This window comes from Colwellia sp. KS18-150 (assembly GCF_057551365.1).
Window position 1 is genome coordinate 47,373 of record NZ_BAAJMC010000018.1, and the last position, 16,695, is coordinate 64,067.

The 16,695-nt window shown below is 37.0% G+C and carries 15 protein-coding genes; 5 read left to right on the plus strand and 10 right to left on the minus strand.

Annotated elements, in window-relative coordinates; genetic code table 11:
* Positions 1-14: 14 nt before the first annotated feature.
* Together AC27IF_RS16405 and ubiK are read right to left on the minus strand one after the other, a co-directional pair.
* The gene (locus AC27IF_RS16405; RefSeq protein ID WP_487055423.1) at positions 15-1,034 is read right to left on the minus strand and encodes an alpha/beta fold hydrolase; all 1,020 of its coding nucleotides are present in this window, start codon (positions 1,032-1,034) and stop codon (positions 15-17) included.
* 36 nt (positions 1,035-1,070) lie between these two features.
* Positions 1,071-1,325 carry a ubiquinone biosynthesis accessory factor UbiK gene (ubiK, locus tag AC27IF_RS16410; protein WP_487055424.1) on the minus strand — a complete coding sequence of 85 codons (255 nt, stop codon included), beginning with the start codon at positions 1,323-1,325 and terminating at the stop codon, positions 1,071-1,073.
* Between the two features lie 195 nt (positions 1,326-1,520).
* Here ubiK and rep point away from each other — a divergent pair, with 195 nt between their 5' ends.
* Positions 1,521-3,542, plus strand: a complete 2,022-nt coding sequence (rep, locus tag AC27IF_RS16415; protein WP_487055425.1) for a DNA helicase Rep — start codon at positions 1,521-1,523, stop codon at positions 3,540-3,542.
* 30 nt (positions 3,543-3,572) lie between these two features.
* Here rep and AC27IF_RS16420 read toward each other — a convergent pair whose 3' ends face one another.
* From AC27IF_RS16420 to ubiE, 4 genes are read right to left on the minus strand one after another with little or no spacing between them, the layout of a single operon-like run.
* On the minus strand, positions 3,573-4,415 hold the full coding sequence (locus tag AC27IF_RS16420; protein ID WP_487055426.1) for a sulfurtransferase: 843 nt from the start codon (positions 4,413-4,415) through the stop codon (positions 3,573-3,575).
* Between the two features lie 18 nt (positions 4,416-4,433).
* Positions 4,434-6,071: a ubiquinone biosynthesis regulatory protein kinase UbiB gene (gene ubiB / locus AC27IF_RS16425; RefSeq protein WP_487055427.1), complete on the minus strand. Its 1,638-nt coding sequence runs from the start codon at positions 6,069-6,071 to the stop codon at positions 4,434-4,436.
* A 13-nt stretch (positions 6,072-6,084) separates the two neighbouring features.
* Positions 6,085-6,741 (minus strand): ubiquinone biosynthesis accessory factor UbiJ, encoded by a 657-nt coding sequence (locus AC27IF_RS16430; protein ID WP_487055428.1) that lies wholly within the window; start codon positions 6,739-6,741, stop codon positions 6,085-6,087.
* Positions 6,742-6,746: 5 nt separating this feature from the next.
* Positions 6,747-7,538, minus strand: coding sequence for a bifunctional demethylmenaquinone methyltransferase/2-methoxy-6-polyprenyl-1,4-benzoquinol methylase UbiE (gene ubiE / locus AC27IF_RS16435; protein WP_487055429.1), 792 nt, complete (start codon positions 7,536-7,538; stop codon positions 6,747-6,749).
* Positions 7,539-7,860: 322 nt separating this feature from the next.
* Here ubiE and AC27IF_RS16440 point away from each other — a divergent pair, with 322 nt between their 5' ends.
* The gene (locus AC27IF_RS16440; RefSeq protein WP_487055430.1) at positions 7,861-9,840 is read left to right on the plus strand and encodes a methyl-accepting chemotaxis protein; all 1,980 of its coding nucleotides are present in this window, start codon (positions 7,861-7,863) and stop codon (positions 9,838-9,840) included.
* 305 nt (positions 9,841-10,145) lie between these two features.
* Here AC27IF_RS16440 and AC27IF_RS16445 read toward each other — a convergent pair whose 3' ends face one another.
* Positions 10,146-10,424, minus strand: coding sequence for a DUF2164 domain-containing protein (locus tag AC27IF_RS16445; RefSeq protein ID WP_487055431.1), 279 nt, complete (start codon positions 10,422-10,424; stop codon positions 10,146-10,148).
* A gap of 189 nt (positions 10,425-10,613) precedes the next feature.
* Here AC27IF_RS16445 and AC27IF_RS16450 point away from each other — a divergent pair, with 189 nt between their 5' ends.
* Positions 10,614-11,483 carry an alpha/beta hydrolase family protein gene (locus AC27IF_RS16450; RefSeq protein WP_487055432.1) on the plus strand — a complete coding sequence of 290 codons (870 nt, stop codon included), beginning with the start codon at positions 10,614-10,616 and terminating at the stop codon, positions 11,481-11,483.
* A 96-nt stretch (positions 11,484-11,579) separates the two neighbouring features.
* Here AC27IF_RS16450 and AC27IF_RS16455 read toward each other — a convergent pair whose 3' ends face one another.
* Positions 11,580-12,482, minus strand: coding sequence for an NmrA family NAD(P)-binding protein (locus AC27IF_RS16455; RefSeq protein ID WP_487055433.1), 903 nt, complete (start codon positions 12,480-12,482; stop codon positions 11,580-11,582).
* Between the two features lie 153 nt (positions 12,483-12,635).
* Between AC27IF_RS16455 and AC27IF_RS16460 the strand changes: the two genes are divergently transcribed.
* Together AC27IF_RS16460 and AC27IF_RS16465 are read left to right on the plus strand one after the other, a co-directional pair.
* Positions 12,636-13,520 carry a LysR family transcriptional regulator gene (locus AC27IF_RS16460; RefSeq protein WP_487055434.1) on the plus strand — a complete coding sequence of 295 codons (885 nt, stop codon included), beginning with the start codon at positions 12,636-12,638 and terminating at the stop codon, positions 13,518-13,520.
* A gap of 145 nt (positions 13,521-13,665) precedes the next feature.
* Positions 13,666-14,430, plus strand: a complete 765-nt coding sequence (locus AC27IF_RS16465) for a substrate-binding periplasmic protein (RefSeq protein WP_487055435.1) — start codon at positions 13,666-13,668, stop codon at positions 14,428-14,430.
* Positions 14,431-14,678: 248 nt separating this feature from the next.
* Here the strand turns inward: AC27IF_RS16465 and AC27IF_RS16470 are convergent, their stop codons facing one another.
* Positions 14,679-15,191: a hypothetical protein gene (locus tag AC27IF_RS16470; RefSeq protein ID WP_487055436.1), complete on the minus strand. Its 513-nt coding sequence runs from the start codon at positions 15,189-15,191 to the stop codon at positions 14,679-14,681.
* Positions 15,192-15,202: 11 nt separating this feature from the next.
* Entirely contained in the window at positions 15,203-16,255 is a 1,053-nt protein-coding gene (locus AC27IF_RS16475) for a hypothetical protein (protein ID WP_487055437.1), read from the minus strand.
* Positions 16,256-16,695: the final 440 nt, after the last annotated feature.

Sequence of the window (16,695 nt, forward strand, 5' to 3'; positions counted from 1 at the left end):
TTGTCGCAGCTGTTTTATGAATGGTCCTCAAACCATTCAATAACAGCTGTTAACGCTTGGTTGCGCAGTTCATCACGTTCAAAAAATAATTCATGGTACGCACCTTCAATTACTAAAGGTTTGCCATGTGGGCAAGATTTAGGATTATGCGCATGTAATTGCTGGCAAAAATCATCTTGCGCTTGATTATCAACAATTTTCTCACAGCTTGCTTGTAATACCAACGTCGGAGTTGAAATGTTATCAACTCGGTTAAACAGGGTTTTTAAGGCGGATAAAGATGAAGTTAGCCATGTTGTTGTTACACCTCCTAATTGGATCTCAGGGGTGTTTTCATATAACTGAGTAAATATTTTATAGCGTAATTCAGAGTGCATTAATGAGTTGCTAGGAAAATCATGCTGAGAAAAATTATCATGACCAAAAAAATACCAAGGTGTTTTACTTAGGTAACGATTTAGACCGCTGGTGACTTTTATTACCATATCAGCAACCGAGGCTGGCAGGCCGCCACTACTAAAACCTAACATAGGCGAAGATAACACCGCGGCTTTTATATTTTCTGGAAAGTCTTGTAAATATCGAGCGGCAATAGCCCCGCCCATAGAATGCGCTAATAAGTAAGGCTTACTTTGGCAGTGCGTTTTAACTATGTTATCAATAAAGTATGCCAAGTCATCGACATAAAATTGAAAGTCTTCAACATAGCCTTTATGAGAGTTGGCTAGCATTCGCTCAGAAAGCCCTTGGCCACGATGATCTATCAGAAAAACATTATAGCCTAAGTTAAATAGGTCAAAGCTAAGCTCTTGATATTTTAAATAACTTTCACTTCGACCAGAGGATATAACTAAGCACTTATTCGCTGAATTTAGCTTGCTATCAGCATGAATAAAACTAGCGTAATTGATGCGCTTATTATTTACCCCTGCAAAGTGGTCGAAATAACCTTGTTGCCAAAAATCACTAATTTCGTTAGTTATTCGACTGGCTAGTTGCTGCTCAGAGGTGAAGCTATTATCAATTATTGTCATAACGCCTACTAAGATAAGTTAATAAGGAGTTTTAAGTTACTCGGATGTAGCAGCATCTTGCTCTAATTGAGCAATGCGAGATTCCAATTCAGTGAGCTTAGCGCGTGTTTTAATTAATACTTGTGTTTGCACATCAAATTCTTCACGAGTTACCACATCGAGTTGCGATAACTTACGTTGTAATACCGTTTTGGTTTTATCTTCAATGTCATTAGCCATGGACTTTAAACCCGGCGGGATTGCTTCAGTTACTTGTTTCGCTATTTCTTCAATCTTTTTTGCATTGATCATGGTATATCCTAAAAAATTCACTTGATAGCATTGTAACTGTTTTGCTGTTGAGTAAAAACAGGTAAAATCAGCGTCCTTAAAAATTATTATCTTTCATGGCTACCTAGGTTGGAATTCAGTCCTAACAAAGGACAAAAACCGATTGAAAAGAGATAAAAGTTTTCCGAGTAATTGGCTAAAAGATGAATTGTTAACATGAAATTAAACCCCGGACAAAATGAAGCAGTTAAATATGTCAGCGGACCATGCCTGGTATTGGCAGGAGCTGGCTCAGGAAAAACTGGGGTTATTTGTCAAAAAATTGCTTATTTAATACAAAAATGTGATTACAAAGCACGTAATATTGCCGCGGTAACTTTTACCAATAAAGCGGCAAGAGAGATGAAAGAGCGTATAGTGAAAATGCTCGGTAAGGACTTAACACGCGGGCTTACTGTTTCTACATTTCACTCTTTAGGTTTAGATATTGTTCGTCGTGAAATTAAAACCTTAGGCTATAAACCTGGCTTTACCCTTTTTGATGATCAAGACAGCTTATCTTTATTAAAAGAATTAACCATAGATGAATTAGATGGTGATAAGGATTTACTCAGCAAACTACAAAGTATGATTTCCAACTGGAAAAATGACTTATTGCTGCCTGATGCTGCGTTAAAATTAGCATCCGATGCCGACACGGCCGAATATGCTGAATTTTATCAGCGCTATCATCAACACATGAAAGCTTATAACGCCCTGGATTTTGATGATCTAATTCTTATTCCAACCTTATTGTTAAAAAATTATGCTGAAGTACGAGAGCGCTGGCGTAATAAAATTCGCTATTTGTTAGTGGATGAGTATCAAGATACCAATGCTAGCCAATATGAATTAGTTAAACTAATTGCTGGCGAACGTAAGCGTTTAACCGTGGTAGGTGATGATGACCAATCTATATATTCTTGGCGTGGCGCTAAACCTGAAAACTTGGTGTTATTAGGTAAAGATTTCCCTGAATTAAAACTGATAAAATTAGAGCAAAATTATCGCTCAAGTGGTCGAATATTAAAATGTGCCAATATTTTGATCGCTAATAACCCGCATGTTTATGACAAGTCATTGTTTAGTGAATTAGCCTATGGCCCTGAGCTTAGGGTGGTGCAAACCAAAAATGAAGAAGATGAAGTGTCTCGCATAATAGGTGAATTAATTGGTCACCGCTTTATGAATCGCAGCAGTTATAAAGATTACGCGATTTTATACCGAGGAAATCACCAGTCACGCTTACTAGAAAAAGCACTGATGACCAATCGCATCCCTTATAAAATCAGTGGTGGTACTTCGTTTTTCTCTCGTGCAGAAATTAAAGATGTGATGGCTTATTTACGTGTATTGGTGAACCCCGATGATGATAATGCTTTTTTACGTATTGTTAATGTGCCTAAACGGGAGCTGGGTCCGGCGACATTAGAAAAACTAGGTAATTACGCTAATATGCGTCAAATTAGTATGTTTGCCGCCAGTTTTGAATTAGGTTTAGAGCAAACCTTAACCGGACGCGCTTTAATGAAAATGCAGGCCTTCACTCAATGGCTAGTGGATGTTGCCGACCAAACGGAGCGTGGCGATACCGCAGCAGTGCTTCGCTCAATGATCCGTGAAATTAATTACGAAGACTTCCTTTACGATACTTCGCCTAGTGCTAAAGCTGCTGAAATGCGCATGAAAAATGTTACTGAGCTCTTTAGCTGGGTAACGCAAATGCTTGAAGGCTCTGATGATGAAGAGCCAATGACTCTGCCACAAATTGTGACTCGTTTAACACTGCGTGACATGATGGAGCGTAATGAAGAAGAAGATAGTAGTGATCAAGTGCAGTTGATGACGTTACATGCTTCAAAAGGTTTAGAGTTTCCTTACGTATTTTTAATTGGCATGGAAGAAGGCTTATTACCCCACCAAACCAGTATTGAAGAAGACGGCATTGAAGAAGAGCGTCGCTTGGCTTACGTTGGTATAACTCGTGCACAGCGTGAGTTGATATTCACTTACGCGAAGGAACGACGTCAATTTGGCGAGCTTTCACGCACCGAAGCGAGTCGCTTCTTACATGAATTGCCTCAAGATGATTTGAACTGGGAACTAGGAAAAGAGAAAAAAACGGATGCCCATAAAGAGCAGTCTAATAAACAGGGTGTGGCAAATCTACGTTCACTTTTTGCTAAAGATAAAAAATAAAACTCTTCAGCTAGAGGGCTAGGTTAGCTGTTAACTGTGCTCAATGGGCAGAGAGTCATTACTGCCCCAATCGGACCATGAACCATCATATAATACCGTTTGTGGGTGGCCGGCAATATGTGCCGCGACCATAATAATACAAGCGGTAATTCCTGAGCCACAACTGAGAATAATTTGCTTCTTATTATCTACGCCTAGTTGGGCAAAAACTTCAGCTAATTGTTCTGCATTCTTAAAGCAATGATTATCCAAGGTTTGCGCAAAGGGTAAATTAATTGAGCTAGGAATGTGCCCACTGCGTACGCCAGTTCTTGGCTCAGGCGATTTCCCGGAAAATCTTGCGCTTGAACGAGCATCAAGTATCGCGATGAGTTCGCTTGTTAACTTACTCTCAATATAGGCTGAATCACACACTAATGTCGCATCAAATGTACCGATAAAATCACCTAGTTCCAGAGGTGCTGATTTTAGCTCAGATACGGTTACTCGCTGCTCTAATTGCCACTGCGGTAAACCACCATCTAGAATAAATACATTATCAAAACCCATGGCTTTAAATATCCACCATGCCCGCGGTGATGAGTATATGCCTTGGTTATCATAAAGCACGACAGTGCTGTTAGTGTTGATTCCCAGCTGTTGAGCGGCTTGGTTAAATTGTGTTTGCGTTGGGAAGGCATTACTTTGTGATGAGGTTAGATTGCAAAATACATTTTCCAAATCAAAACGCTGACTTTGCGGTATGTAAATAGGGCTCGGGTATACTATCGACTCTTTACCCACAACTTTATTCATGCTGGTATCAAGCAATAATAGGTGTTCATCCTCTAGGTGTCCGGCTAGCCAAGCGGTAGATACTATCGGACTTTTCATTTGTTATTCCACCAGAGGTTATTTAGTTAGCGCGCCTAAAAAGCAAATCAAGGCTGCAGCGGCAGTTATTGATGTCAGTATAATATTTGGTTGATTGATTAGTAATGCCGAGCTTACGAATAATCCCGCGGACAGCACACCAAAAACAAGGCGCTTATTATTGGCTTGTTGTTGCTGAGTTAATTGCTCAATCAACTGTGCTTGCTGAAAATGGGTTTCTTTGCCAGCTTTTAAATAATCATAAATAAGATCTGGCATTTCAGGCAGCTTTTCATTCCAAAACGGCAGGTTTTCTTTAATCTTGGTAAAGACAGCTTTGACACCCATTTGTTCTTTTACCCAGTTCTCTAAAAAGGGCTTCGCTGTTTGCCATAAGTCTAACTGTGGATACAACTGCCTACCTAGTCCTTCAATATACAGCAAGGTTTTTTGTAGTAATACCAACTGAGGCTGAACTTCCATATTAAAGCGGCGGGCGGTGTTAAATAAGTTGACCAAGACCTGACCAAAAGAAATTTCTGCTAGTGGTTTATTGAAAATTGGCTCGCAGACTGTGCGAATGGCAAATTCAAATTCGTCGACACTGGTATTAGCTGGTACCCAACCTGAATCCACGTGAAGTTGTGCAACTTTGCGGTAATCACGGTTAAAAAAGGCGACAAAATTTTCAGCCAAGTAACGCTTATCTTCTCTATTTAAGGTACCAACAATACCGCAATCTATCGCTATCCAAGTTGGATCAGCAGGGTTAGTAGCATCAACAAAAACATTACCTGGATGCATATCGGCATGGAAAAAACTGTCACGAAAAACTTGGGTGAAAAATACTTCTACCCCTCGTTCAGCCAGCAATTTCATATCGACACCTAAACCCGTCAAGGTGTCAATTTCGGCAACGCCAATACCGTAAATACGCTCCATAACTAAAACGTTTTTATGGCAGTATTCACTATATATCTCAGGTACGTACAGTACTTTGTCGTATTCACGCCCTTGTTCGAAGTTACGTTTAAGCTGAATTGCGTTAGCGGCTTCTCGGTTGAGATCTAATTCATCTAAAATGGTTTTCTTGTATTCTGCGACAACTTCTTTAGGTCTTAAGCGCTTACCGTCAGGTAGCCAACGTGCCACAACGCTGGCGAAACTAGACATTACCTTAACATCCGCCAAAATAGTTTTACCTATTTTAGGACGCAGTACTTTAATGACGATCTTTTTATCGTCGCCATCATTAATGAGTGTTGCTGTATGTACTTGAGCAATGGAAGCGCTAGCCAGAGGGGTTAAATCAAAGTCACTAAAGTGTTGTTCAAACATCTCTTGACCCATGGCTGAAATAATCAGCTTTTTAGCCGCTTCACCATCAAAAGGGGTGACTTGATCTTGTAGCAATGCTAATTCATCTGCAAAATCAGCAGGTAACAGATCTCGACGAGTAGAAAGCATTTGACCAAATTTAATAAATACTGGGCCAAGCGTTTCAATGGCTAAGCGAAAACGCAAAGCGACGGGCTTATCTTTGTGCTTGTTTCTTATCCAAAACAGTGAAGTACGTGCAAGTTTTACATACCAAGGCAACATCTCACGCGGCACAATGTCATCTAAACCATAATGAAGAAACGTTTTAATAATGCGGTATAAACGAATGCTGCTCACGAATTGAAATTCCTTAAGGTTTTGATTGCTCAGTTAGGCGAGCAATACGCACTTCTATAGCGGTTACTTGCGTACTAATTTGGTTAACGCTTTTATTAAAGGCGTTTATTTCACTACTTGTCACCACTAAACGTTGTTCGTGTACTATATATTCGCTAGCGTCTGCTTGAACTTGTGTCGTAGCAAAATTGAATTTTTCGGCGATTTTCTTACCAAGTTGTGACAGCTTATGTGTGGGCACATCACCTATATGATTAGCTAATTCACTCTGCCAATCAATATCCAGCTGTTGGCCAAAAGTTGCAAACTGTTGAGCAACTTTAATATCGCCACTGACATCCAACTTATTTTGTTTGATAAGCTCAGTTAACTGCTGATTTTCCTGTAATTCACGTAAGGTTTTTATGCTTGTTTCAATGGTGCAATCAGCGTGTTCAACCAATGAAGTAACGAGCATTGCTTTATGATCAGATAAGTCTGCGTTGACAGTGAAACTTAGTGGAAAGCCTAACTCAGCTAAGCTGAGAGTTAAGGTTTTTTGTGCTAACTTTTCTAATGATCCCTTGGCGGAATCAAAAGATAGCACTTTGTTGATAATCAATTCTACGCTTGCAGCAACTATTTGTGGCCACATTAATTGCGAACTTAGCTGCCCTTTAGGTGAATTCATAATGATTAAAACTTATAGCCTTTATGCAAAGCGACAACGCCACCGGTTAGGTTTTTGAAACTTGTTTGTTCAAAGCCGGCATTATCTAACATGGTTTTTAAGGTTTCTTGATCCGGGTGCATACGAATAGATTCAGCAAGATATTGATAACTTTCACCGTCTTTAGCCACTAATTCACCCATTTTAGGTAGAATATTGAAAGAATAAAAATCATAGGCTTTATTCACAAGCTCGTGTTCTGGTTTTGAAAACTCTAGTACTAACAAGCGACCGCCAGGTTTGAGTACTCGATAGATAGAGCGTAATGCCATATCTTTATCGGTAACATTACGTAAACCAAAGGCAATAGTGACAATATCAAAGGTATTGTCTTCAAATGGCAAGTATTGAGCGTTGGCTTGCACGTATTCAATATTTTGCACTAGTCCTTTATCGCGTAGCTTATCGCGACCTACGTTGAGCATTGAACTGTTAATGTCTGCCAACACGACTTGACCCTGCTTACCAACAAGCTGTGAGAATTTTGCGGTTAAATCACCGGTGCCACCCGCTAAATCTAGCACTTTATTGCCAGGGCGGACGCCACTTGCATCGATAGTAAAACGTTTCCATAAGCGATGAATACCAAATGACATTAAATCATTCATTATGTCGTATTGTTTAGCAACAGAGTGGAAAACACCGGCAACCATAGAAACTTTCTCATCTTTATCAACGGTTTGAAAGCCAAAATGAGTTGTACTGTCGGTTGAGCTATGCGCTGTGTCTGAGGATTGATTATTATCTGTTGCTGACATCTTTTATTCGCTAATAGTAAATAATGAAAAAGTTACCGCTAGTTTACTGTATGTGGCTTGAATCAACAAATACCTAGTACATTTAATTGATGTGAAATTAACCGCTTAAGGTGGCATGTTTGATAATTCATGAGGCAATATTTAGGCTTTGTAATATAATTCCTTTGGACAGCTTATTTTCGTATCGACTTTTGGTTTTTTATTCGTTTTTTGTGAATTTAAATTCGTTATTGTGTATTTTTATAACTGTTTTCAATATAATTACTACCATAATGGGTAATATCTAACTCATTAGAAATTTTAATATAGGGAACGTCTACAAGTGAACTTTTCACATTTTTCATTTCGAAATAAAATCTTAATTCTACTAACTTTACCCGTGCTGGGCTTTTTATGGCTTAGCATCAGTACTATTTTTTATAGCATGACAGTAAAAAATGAAATGTCGGCTATTTCCACTTTAACTGAGTTATCTGTTGTCTATAGTGAATTAGTTCATGAAATACAAAAAGAACGTGGTTTGACTGCTGGTTTTCTAGGCTCAAAAGGAGTGAAGTTTAAAAACGAATTAACGAAGCAGCGAAGGGGCACTGATACAAAACGTGAAAAGTTAAATAACCTTTGGCAAGAAAGTGATATCCAATTTGCCCAGTTACAATCTTTATATACAACGATTAATCAAGATTTGAATCAACTAACTGCTATACGTAAGCAGGTAACAGAGCAATCTGTGTCGCTTGTTGCAGTATTATCTTACTATACACAACTGAATGAACATTTATTAAGCGTAGCAATGTTTAATGCCGAAATGAGTACTGATGCGCTCATAACAAAAGAAACTATTGCTTATTATAATTTTCTTCAAGGCAAAGAACGAGCAGGTATAGAAAGAGCTGTATTAAGTAATACTTTTGCAAAAGGTGAATTTGCGCCAAATATGTATGCTAAATTCATCACATTAGTAAGCGAGCAAAATACATATTTTTCTAACTTTTCCTTGCTAACCAAGCAAGAAAATCACGACTACTTTGAGCAACAACTATCAACCGATGCAATACAAGAGGTGGAACAGTTAAGGGAGCTGGCGAGTAATAATAGCGATGATTATAAAGTAAAACCTGAATACTGGTTTGCTAAAGCAACCGAGCGTATAGGACAGCTTAAAAGTATTGAAAACAGACTAGCACAAGAAATTTTAAAGCTTGTACATGATAAAAAATCTCAGGCGCAAAACTCATTAATTATTAATGTTGTTGCTTCGTTACTCTTGGTGGCATTGGCTATAATTATTAGTTTTTACACTATAAAAGATCTGACTGAGCGAGTAACTAATTTAACATCGGTAATGAGACAAGTAAGACATAATAATGATTTAACAGTGTCTAGCCCTTATGAAGGTGAGAGTGAATTAGGCCAAATCGCGATTTCATTAAACAAGACTCTGCTGCAGTTTTCGAGTGTGATAAAAGATATTTCAAGCTCTAGCGTAACGCTAGCTTCAGCAGCAGAAGAAACTTCTCAAACCTGTGATTACAATGCTAAATCATTAACTGAACAGCAAGATGGAATTGCGCTAATTGCTACAGCTGTTGAAGAAATGTCTGCAACAGTGAAAGAGGTGGCTGAAAGTACACAGCAAACAGCCTCCTCAGCGGAAGAAGCAGATACCAAGGCTAATAATGGTTTAAAAACAGTGCAGCAGTCTTATCATGCTATTGAAGTGTTAGCCGCTGAAATTGATGGTTTGGCAAAACAAATCAATAGCTTACATGAGAGTAGTCAGAATATTACTAGTGTTGTTGATGTTATTAAGTCAGTGGCAGAGCAAACCAATTTATTAGCACTAAATGCTGCTATTGAGGCAGCAAGAGCAGGAGAACAAGGGCGCGGATTTGCCGTTGTTGCTGATGAAGTGAGAACTCTAGCACAACGAACTCAAGAGTCTACAGCAGAAATAGAAAGCTTTATTTTATCATTACAAGGGGATGCTAATGCCGCTTATAGTATTATTGAAGCAAGTCAGACAAAAGCAGAGCAAGCAGTTAAAGACTCTAAAAATGTTGAAATTGTTTTGGAAGATATTACCGCGTCGGTTAGCGATATTTTTGCCATGACTGATCAAATTGCTACTGCAATTGAAGAGCAAGCTACAGTTGCGCAGGATGTCGCGCAAAACGTTGTTTCAGTAGAAGAAAAATCAATGGAAACTACGACCGGAGCTAATCAAATTTCTGTTACCGCTAAAGAACAAGCAAAATTGGCTATCTCACTACAAGATATAGCGAACACATTTAAAGTATAAAATTGAAAATGATAACTTAATAACGTTAGAGTTATAATGAAAACGAAAAGCCAAACTCAGATATGATTTTGGCTTTTTTTTACTCATTCGATAACTTTTATGGATAAAAAGAACATAAATGTAATTTAATTACATTTAATGCTTGCGTTGTTAGAGCATGTACTCTATAATTCTTTTCGTTCCCCTTATGTGAACGCTTGTTGTAATAATTGAATATTCTAGCTTTCCTCATAGCTAATACGCCGATAGCATTGTTATCGGCTTTTTTTTGCCTGAAATATTGTTACAGTTTTATGAAATTCTGATCACATTACCTGTTCTAACTCACTAATTGCGTCATTAATATCATCGATTTTGCTAGTTAAGATTGCTTGTGCGTCAAATAAGCCTTGATTGTAAATGTGGCCTGCTAATTCTTTAGTTAAAAATTCAAGGAAGAACTCAACATCAAATTGTCCGGCATCACAATCTAATTCGGTTTGAAGGTAGTGCTGAATTTTATTCACTAAAATAGCTTTTTCGTCAGTGGCTAGTTTCATCGTTTTCATGGATAAATTGAATTTACTGTTGGATGTTGTGCTCACTATACTCAACACACTTGTTTTTTTATATGGTTATTATTCTTGTTAAAAAGTCTATCGACATTGAGATTGTTTTACGCCTAAGATACATAACTTTAATGAACACTACATTGGCAGCTGACTATTTTGTAGGTTCAACACTAAATTGAACTTATAGGCCAACACTTAAAACTTAAGTAAAAGGAAATTCAAATGTTCTTAAACAAGTTCATTCTCATGTTTGTTATGACAGCTGTTTCCCTGATGTCTCATGCAAAAAATACCACCGAATATGCAGCTACAACGACAGAGCTAACGTTTAATTCAAATGGCAAACGCATGTCAGGCTTTATTTATATGGCTGCAGGCGAAGACCCGCATCCAACTGTTTTGTTATTACATGGTTATCCAGGAAATGAGAAAAATTTGGATGTGGCGCAAGCTTTACGTAGTAATGGCTGGAATGTAGTATTTTTTCACTATCGTGGTGCATGGGGTAGTGAAGGTGAATTTTCTTTGTTAAATGCAGAGCAAGATGTACAAGTAGTATTGCAGTATTTAAGCGATAAAGACAATGCAGCTAAGCTTCGTATTGATCCTAAATTCATTTCTATCGTCGGACATAGCATGGGGGGGCATATGGCTATTGCCGGAATTTTAGATAACTCATCGGTAAATTGTGCGATTGCGTATGATGGCGCCAATATGGGAGTCGCTGATGTAGGTATCATTGCTGACCCTGAAACCAATGTTCCTTGGAAAGAATACAGTGATTCTTTGTTTATGCTCAAAGGTTGGTCAGGCGAAAAGCTAGAAAAGGAACTTAAAACACATGGCAAAGCCCTTAATTTGGTGAGAAGAGTTAACAGCCTAAATGGTAGACCTGTGCTGCTTATTGCCGCAGATACAGATATTATTCCAATGAAATCTCACATTGAACCTTTATTAAAGGCATTACAAGAGACAAAAAACAGTAAAATCTCATATGCCTTGATTGATGATGATCATAGTTTCAATTCTTCAAGGGCTGAGTTAATTAAACGCACGACGACTTTTTTAGATGGAAATTGCAAAGGCGTCTAAATTACGACAATGAGATATTACCTCCGCCGAAACGGAGGTATTAATATGTTTGTACTATCTGCATTAGTCACTAACATGCTCGATGGCGAATAGCATTTAACTCGCTGAATTGGCAATGGCTAACAGTTGCTCTTTATTTATCGTTAACCAAGCATTAAAAGTTTGTGGCTTTCTGCCTGTTAAAAGTTCAAATTCATCACTTGTGCCATCAGATAAGTTATCTCTATTGTGAATGTCCATCGTTGAGCTTAACTGGACAATCCCTTCAGGTAACTGAAAAGAAGTTAACTGGTTTCTAAAGTCTTCATCAGAAACATGCACTACGTTTATTTCTGTTGCGATAACGTCATTGATTGCTGCAGCCATTTCATCAACAGTTAATGATTTAGAGCCATTCAAAGTTAAGGTTGTTTTACCATTTTGAGATTTGAAAAGTGCTGCTGCGGCGCCAAATGCTAAATCTGTACGGCTAATTTGTGCTGTTTTACCTTGTGCAGCAGCCGTAAGCCAAGTTGACGTTTGTAATGTACTGGCAAAGAACTCTGTTAAATTTTCAAAATACCAATTGTTACGAAGTATCATCCAGTTGTTAATAGCACTGTCGGCAATTGCTTGCTCGGTGGCTTTGTGCTCAAAAGCAAATACTAGTGGCGATTCGTTCGCAGCAGGCATTGATGTATACGTGATAAAACTAACACCGGCATTTTCGGCCGCTTTTACCGCATTGGTGTGTAAAACATCTCGCTCACCAACCGCATCCATACTAATTAACAATAAGCTATCAGCACCTTCAAACGCAGTTAATAAAGAGTCAGGCTTAGCAAAGTCTGCTTGACGAACATCTACGCCAATGTCTTTTAAATCAGCTAACTTTTCAACATTGCGTGAGGTAGCAATTATTTGCTTAGCGGGTAATTTAAAATCATTTAGCAAAAATGAAACAACTTGGCGGCCTAATTTACTGGTAGCGCCGGTAACTAAAAATTTACGATCTGACATAACAATTCTCCAAAAAAGTGGGGTAAACAATTAACGTTAAAGGTTGTGCCTTTAAGATGGTGAAATTATAATCAGCGGTTATTTACTTAACAATTGGCTAACTGATAAACTAATAGTTTACTGGTACTAAACTATTCTCTAGATAAAATTATTATGATTTCACTTGATGACATGATGGTGTTTTGCAAAGTCGCCGAAAAAAGCTCTTTTACTAATGCTGCTACCGAGCTAGGTTTGGGCAAAGCACGAGTTTCACAAATAGTAACTAAACTAGAAAGCAGCATTAATACTCGACTTATTCATAGAACAACACGCTCTTTATCACTTACCGATGCTGGTCAAGATTACTATGAGCATTGTTTAATGATTCGAGAAATAGCTTCAAGAGCAAATAGTGATGCTAAATCGATCCGAAAAGAGCCTAGTGGTGTATTGCGCATTTCTATTCCGTTAGGCACAACAGCACTTAGTATGTTATTAGGTGACTTTTTACTTCAATACCCGCAAATATCATTAGATATTATTGAAAGCGATGGTTATCAAAACCTTATTGAGACACGATGTGATATAGCTATTCGCGCATCGATGGAATTAGAGGATTCAAGCTTGTACGCAACAAAAGTTGGTGAGATACGCGATATTCTCTGTGTTTCACCAGAGTACCTCTCTAAAGTTGGAGAGATTAATCATCCGGATGAGCTAAGTAAAATGGATTGGATCAGTCATGAAATTGTACATGGCGATAATACTATTGTGTTGCGTTCTAAAAATTCAGAAGTGATTAAAATAAAGCAAAAAGCGAGGGTGTTAGTAAGAACTGCAGCATCACTTAAACAGTTTGTGCTTAACAATATCGGTTTTGGTATTCTGCCAAGCTTTGTTATTCAGGATGAGCTGGTTAATGGTGAGTTGGTACAAATTCTACCTAACCATCATGAAGTACACATTCCTTTGTATGCCGTTTATGTCGATAAAGCCTATATGCCACTTAAAGTTCGTGCGTTATTAGACTTTTTAAAAGCGAATAAAATTGCATAAAAGTTGCTGTGTTTGTCGTTGAACTTCTGGTAACTATTCAATCCACGTTGCTTTTGTTAACCTAACAAGATAATAAGTCACTATAGCGTTACTTTGTAAGCTATAGTTTATCTACGATGAGAAAATAACATTTATGAAGAAAGAAATGAAAAGATTCGTCATAAGTTTGGTCACTTTTCTTGCATTTTTTTGTAGTCAAGTAACGGCAACTAAGCTCAATATATTAACTGAGCATTTGGCTCCTTTTCAGATAGTTAGTGAAGACTCTATTAAGGGGTTTTCAACGGAAATCGTCACGGCAGCACTAGAAGAGTCTCAGTATGAATATGATATCGTTGCTTACCCATGGGCGATGTCATATAGCAGGGCAAAACATGAGAAAAACACCTGCATATACTCACTTGCTCGACTACCATCTCGTGAATCACAATTTAAGTGGGTAGGGCATATTACTTCGAGTACAGTATCTTTGTATTCATTGAAGAACCGTCACATAGTTATCACAAATATAGAAGAGGCGAAAAAATATAACATCGCAGTAATACGTGATGATGCATCGCACCATTATTTATTAAACAAGGGTTTTATAGAAAGTAAAAATCTTTATGTGGTGAATAAGTATGATGTGTTATTAAAGCTATTGGACTTGCCTAGTCGTAATATGGATTTAGTGGTTCTTAATGATGATTTACTTAGAAATAGGGTTAAGAATATGGCTGAAAAACTAAAATATAAGGGTGTATTTCAGTTTCAAGAATTGACCTTTAACTTTCATTTCGCTTGTAGTTTGAATACAGAGCAAAAGATTGTAGATAATCTGACTAATGCGATGAAAGCCGTAGAGAAAAGAGGCGTCCTTCAAGCGATAAGGGAAAAGTGGCAAAAAAGTATGGTGGACTTAATTAATTAGTGAAACAGAAAGGATTTTGTTTGGAACGTCATAAACATTGAGAATTCTTGAATGATCACTTATAGCCAAAAGCGGCCATTGTAGTCTGAATTTGAAAGGCTAACTAATACCACATTGCAGAAGTTAGCAATAAAAGGTTAAAATCGATTCGGATTAGATTTTGTATCGGTTTTTAGAAAGCTGTTCCCTCTCTGCCAATAAAACATCCTAAAGGTATATTTATAAAATACCCACTTAATTCAACGACCTTATTTTTTTTTACCTAGTCTTTTTGATATAGAACTTGCTTGATTTGATGCCTCTTTTCTACGTTTAACTTCAGTTTTAAAATCGTTAATAGAAGTATTTATTCGCCATAAAGTGAGAACCATGAACAAAAGCATCCCAAATTCAGCTCCCAGAAAAGTTGAAACAAAATGAACTTTAATATCAATAATTGATGCGTAATAAAATAAAATAGCCGTAGAAAAAACAAGCACTAAGCAGACTATTAATGACAATAAAAGTATTTTTAACGCAACATCCTTTTGAAATATCAAACGAGATCTTTCAGTTTCAGTAATGTCACCATCACCCAATTCAGTTAAAGATGAAACTTCATTTTTTGTATTAAATATTAAGGATACAGGTAAAAGGAAAATACTAAGTATTACCCACGGTGCTTTCTTCATTGTAAAATCTAAATCAGAAAATAATTCAAAAAAAAGATAAGCTGATATAGATGTAAATAATATTAATGATAAAAAATATCTAATATTCATGATGGCTCTAATTATTCAGCAGGAATTAGGTCAGCGAAATCTGCCGTTACTTCACTAGTTTTTAATTTTGAGTTTAACCATTTAACTATAGTATCATTTAAACTTACTTCATTAATTTTTCCATTAATAAAATCAAGATAAATACTCGTACTTAGTTTTAATTCATCACCTTTAATTTCACCTCCACCTTTTAAACCAATTTTCACATCATCTTTATCAAAATGTCTTAACGAAGTCGCAATTGTATCAAGAGCTTTTTGGCCTTTTTTTGAAGTCGTTCTGTTATAAGTGAGTTCAAGAGTCATATGGAGGTTTTTATAATCAAATGAATCATCAAACTTAAGCTGATCAATACGTCCAGTTTCCTTTAAAAAGTTCAAAACTTCGGCTCCAATAGACTTAGGGCTCCAGCTTATTTTGTTAGTTTCATTTATCTTCTGCTCATACTCTTCATACTGAGGCTCAATTTCTATAGCTTCGTATTCCAAATCAGAACCTAATTTAACGCTCTTTGCAGGTTGTTTTTCGATTTGTTTTATTGCTGCAATAGTCGGCTTATCACTAAGGTAAACGAGTGTGGATAATTGTTGGGTATGGTCTTTTAAAAACCAATTTAAATGACTTTCAAGCTCCTTACTCCTAAGCGATTGCGACCCCAAAATAACAACATGATTACCTAAGACACCAAAATAAAGCATAGAATCTAAAAATTCAGTTGTCTTTTTATTACCACTAGTATTTTTACGTTTAATATCATCAGGTGTGAATGGGTTTAATTCAAAGGATTCGGCGTTATCATCCATTACGATAGTCATTTGAGAAAGACCTTCCTCAAATTGAACTAATTGAAATAGCCTTAAATCACTTCCATGAGTTGAATGACTGTTTATAAACCTAAAAGCTTTACCATCATCTGTAAGTCTTTGTTGTCTGCTTTTAGCGCATATAAAGTCAGACTCTTTGTCTGCCAGCACATTTTCCAATAAGCCTTGTAATGTTTGAGTATTGTCACTCAATTTGGCCAACTTATAATGTAGTGTTCTTTTTCTTTTATCATTTGACATTTGATACTTCCATGTTCAAGTTATTATTAATTTAAATGTATCATTATTATCACTTAATAAATAAACAAAATATGACAACAATAAACCACTTTATCAGAGATAGGATATTTATCCATGCATTAGAAAATGTATAGTAAATATTTTGAGGATAATTTCCGCTTAGCGCACGGAACAGTCTTTACTCTTAAATTCATTAATGTCCGCTTTCGTATCTTTGCAGACCTTATTGGATCATTGTCGAGTTACAAAAATAATCTCAGGTGTAACTTAAATGTTAAATTTTCTCATCGTACGATGCATTTCTTATTATTTGTGACTTTCCAAACATTCGCCAAAAATCCCCAACTTTGACTTGAATCAATATAATTAGAGTTTTTATACTATTCATTTGCATTAATAGAGTGGTTACTCTATAATTGATTTTGTTCCTAGCGGACACT